This window comes from Neisseria sp. P0009.S007, assembly GCF_051962515.1.
Genome location: NZ_JBQCVF010000150.1, coordinates 1 through 3,867 on the forward strand (window position 1 = coordinate 1; position 3,867 = coordinate 3,867).

Sequence of the window (3,867 nt, forward strand, 5' to 3'; positions counted from 1 at the left end):
TTTTCAGACGACCCTTCCAGCCATTTGGCGGCATCGTCGTTGACGACGTGCATTTTGGGATGGGACAGCGAGCCTTGGTTGAGTGCGTTTAAGGTGGCGGAGGTTTTAAAAGTAGCGGTCATGTCGGGGTCGAGATCGACCAAAGTAACATTTTTGACTTGCGGATATTTCAAGACTTCGCGTGCTGCCAATCCGTCGCCACCGCCGAGAATCAGCACGCGTTCGGCGTTCGGCACCATCTGCATGGCGGGCAGAACGAGTGCTTCATGATAACGGGCTTCGTCGCGTGAGGAGAATTGCAGGTTGCCGTTGATGTAGAGGCGGGTGTCGTCTTTCCAGCGGGTAACAACCAGCCTTTGGTAGGGCGAGTGGCTTTGATAAACGACGGGATCGCCGAAATAGCTTTGTTCGGCTTTGAAGGAAATGCGGTCGGCGTAGGCGAAGGTAATGGCGAGGATGGACAAGACAATTAGCGCACGCAGGCGGATGGCGCGGTAGCGTGGCAGTTCGGCTTTAAACACGCGGGCGGTCAGATAGGCGACGGCGGCGTTGAGGATGCCGAACAAGAGGGCGGAACGCGCCATGCCGAGTTTGGGGGCGAGCAGGAGCGGAAATAATAAGGAGACGGCAAGTGCACCCAAGTAGTCGAAGGTCAGGACTTTGGAAACGAGTTCTTTAAACTCCGCGCCTTTGCGGTTTAACACGCGCATAACCAACGGGATTTCCATGCCGACGACCATGCCGACAATCAGCACGAAGGCGTAGAGCAGGGTGCGGAACGGGGCGGCGGATAAACCGAAGGCCACAAATAATGCCAGCGCGGAAATGCCACCGATGATGCCGACCAAAAGTTCGATTTCGATAAAGCGGTGCAACACGTCTTTATCTTTAATGTATTGGGTCAGGTGCGCGCCTATGCCCATTGAAAACAGATAAAGCCCGATGACGGAGGAAAACTGCAAAATACTGTCGCCCAAAAGATAGCTTGCGAGTGCGGCGATGATGAGCTCGTAGGCGAGGCCGCAGCTGGCGACGATGAAAACAGAGATAATGAGGGTGCGGTGGGCATTCATGATGACGTTTTTGTGGCTTGAGTGTGGGCAATGTAATGATTTTTAAGGTGGGCTGCAAGTTTATTTATAGGATGTAGAAAAGGCCGTCTGAACAAATTGTTTCAGACGGCCTTTAATCTGTCAGGCATTAATAGCGGTGTTTGAATACCATGCCCACGGCGTAAGAAGATTTTTTCGGCAAATCTTCTTCGTATTTCGGATTGACGTTTTCTTTCAACCAGCCGGCGCCGAGTGTGGCAGTTGTCCGTTTGGAGAAGCTGTAATCGGTGCTGACGGCGACGTGTTTGTAGTCTTCGCCGATAGAGCTTTTACCGTAGGCAAAGCCGATTTGAGGTTTGAAATTGCCGATTTTATATGAACCCGACACCATAAATTCTTTGGTGTTGTTGATTTCTTTGTCTTCGTGTTTTATTTTTATACCATTCTTCTCCTCCTCCCATGGCCCCCAGCAGCTAAAGCCGTCGCAAGTATTTTTGGCGTATTGGAACGCGGCATCGACGGAGATTTTGTCTTTGCTGTATCCGGCCATGAATGCGTGGGCTTGGAAGTCTTTGGTTTCGGTCGGAGAGTCGTTGGGTGCGTATTCGGCAGCGTAGTGCGCGTTAAAGCCGTTGTTGGGGTGGTAGTAGTCCACACCCCAGCCGAAGACCCAGTCACCGTCACGTTTTTTGTCCGGATTCCAGTTGTTGTTATTGCGCGCGGCATTGGAACCGGGGGAAACGTTGAATTTGAATTGGAAGCCGTTTTTCCAAGGCGACTCATAAGCCATGGAAACACGGCGTTGGCCGAAGCGGGAAATTTTGCCGAACTCCAAAATCGGGCTGTTGGTGTCGAACGGGTTCAGATAAATGCTGTTCATGGGCGTACTGATGTAGCCCATTTTGACGGTGCCGAGGTTTTTGTAGCTGTTGAGAGCGACGTATGAGTCGGCAGTACCCCAGCCGCCCCAGCGGTCGGAATCGAAGTAAATAAAGGAGCCAAGTTGCCATTTCAACCATAAGTCGTTGTTGAGTCGTACTTCATCGGAGAGATAAAGACTGGAACTTTTATCGGAAATGGTTGTATTGGTTACACCGGTTTTATTGTTGTGTTCGACCTCGGTCATGATGTAGATGGTGCCGCTCATTTTAGGTTCGGCGTGGGCGGCGCTTATGGAAGAGCCGATGAGGGCAGTGGCAATAAAGTAAGATAACTTCTTCATTTGATTCTCCTTTTTATGTCTTTTTCTTGCTTATGGCGAAAGAGCTCGGATAATCTTATTTGACAAAACATAAAAAATCAATACATTTGTAACTTATCGTAGGATAAATTGAAAAATAGTTTTCAGTTACGTATTTTTGTGTTAATTTGCCGACAATCTTAGACGGCTATTATTATTTCGATGGAATATGTGGTTTAAAACACTATTTTCATGGTTTGAAATAGATGATTTAACTATGCTGGAGAACTTCATAAATAAATGTAGTTGAGTGTAGTTTGAATAATCAGGCCGTCTGAAAAAGAAGAATACCCAAAAGAAGGAATGAAATATGGCCGGAAAAACCTATCCGCTGTTGGCTGCATCATTGGCTGCCGTATTCGCATTGTCGGCGTGCAGCCGCGATGTTAAACCTGCTCCTGAGTTTAAGCGTACCGATTATGAGCGCGTGGTGGTCAGCAACGGTGTCGAGCCGGGTACGCTGGATCCTCAGATGAGCGGCGATATGGCGGCCGGTGCGATTATCCGTCAGTTGATGGATGGTTTGGTCGGTACGGATGCCGAAGGTAAAACCATTCCTGCTTTGGCGGAAAAATGGGAGAGCGAGGGCGAGCGTATTTGGACCTTCCATCTGCGTGATGCCAAATGGAGCAATGGCGATCCGATTACTGCCGAAGATTTTGTATACAGCTTCCGCCGTCTTGCCGATCCGGCTACCGGCGCACCTTTCGGCAGCTATTTGGTCGATGCTCAAGTGGAAAATGCGGAAGATATATTAAACGGCAAAGCCAAGCCTGAGACATTGGGCGTCAAGGCATTGGACGCGAAGACCCTGCAATTTACGCTGATTGCGCCCGTGCCTTATTTCCCCGATATGCTGATTCAGCAATTCACCTTTCCGGTTCACCGCGCCACTGTTGAAAAATATGGCAATAAGTGGACGCAGCCCGGTCAGTATGTTTCCAGTGGCGCTTATCTGTTAACGGATTGGAAAGTTAACAGCCACATCAATATGGAACGCAATCCCAATTATTACGATAAAGACAAAGTGGCCATTCCGAAGGCGGTTTTCTTGTCAGGCAGCGGGGAGTACAACCGTTATCGTGCCAATGAAATTGATGTGACTTACGGCATTCCCAGCGATCAGGTCAAAGTGGCGGATATTGAGTTTCCAGGCCAAGTAAGACGCACGACTTCTTTGTGCAGCTGGTATTTGGAGCCGAACCACGAAGCGGCGCCGTTTAATGATCCGCGCGTCCGCAAGGCGCTCAATATGCTGACGCGCCGCGACATTGTCGTTAAAGTGGGCGGCCGCGGCGATACGCCTGCGTTCCAATTGACGCCGCCGCAAATGCAGGGCGTGATTCCCGTTTATCCTGAGTGGAAAGAGTGGACGCCTGAAAAACGCATCGAAACCGCGCGCAAACTGTTGAACGAAGCAGGCTACAACGATGACCATCCGCTTGAGTTCGATATTTTGTACAGCACCAGCGAAGCGTCCAAAAAACAAATTACTGCCGTGCAGTCGGTGTGGAAAGCCGCCATTCCGTTTATCCGTCCGACTTTGTCCAACGAGGAATGGAAAACTTATTTGGA

Annotated in this window: 3 protein-coding genes; 1 reads left to right on the top strand and 2 read right to left on the bottom strand. The window is 49.8% G+C overall.

Annotation, left to right across the window (positions count from 1 at the left end):
- Together ACTHS3_RS10665 and ACTHS3_RS10670 are read right to left on the bottom strand one after the other, a co-directional pair.
- A partial coding sequence (locus tag ACTHS3_RS10665) for a polyamine aminopropyltransferase (protein ID WP_440367932.1) occupies positions 1-1,073 on the bottom strand: 1,073 nt, incomplete at its 3' end.
- A gap of 127 nt (positions 1,074-1,200) precedes the next feature.
- Entirely contained in the window at positions 1,201-2,274 is a 1,074-nt protein-coding gene (locus tag ACTHS3_RS10670; protein ID WP_440367933.1) for a porin, read from the bottom strand.
- Between the two features lie 328 nt (positions 2,275-2,602).
- On the opposite strand from ACTHS3_RS10670, the gene ACTHS3_RS10675 reads away from it, so the two are divergent.
- A partial coding sequence (locus tag ACTHS3_RS10675) for a peptide ABC transporter substrate-binding protein (RefSeq protein WP_440367934.1) occupies positions 2,603-3,867 on the top strand: 1,265 nt, incomplete at its 3' end.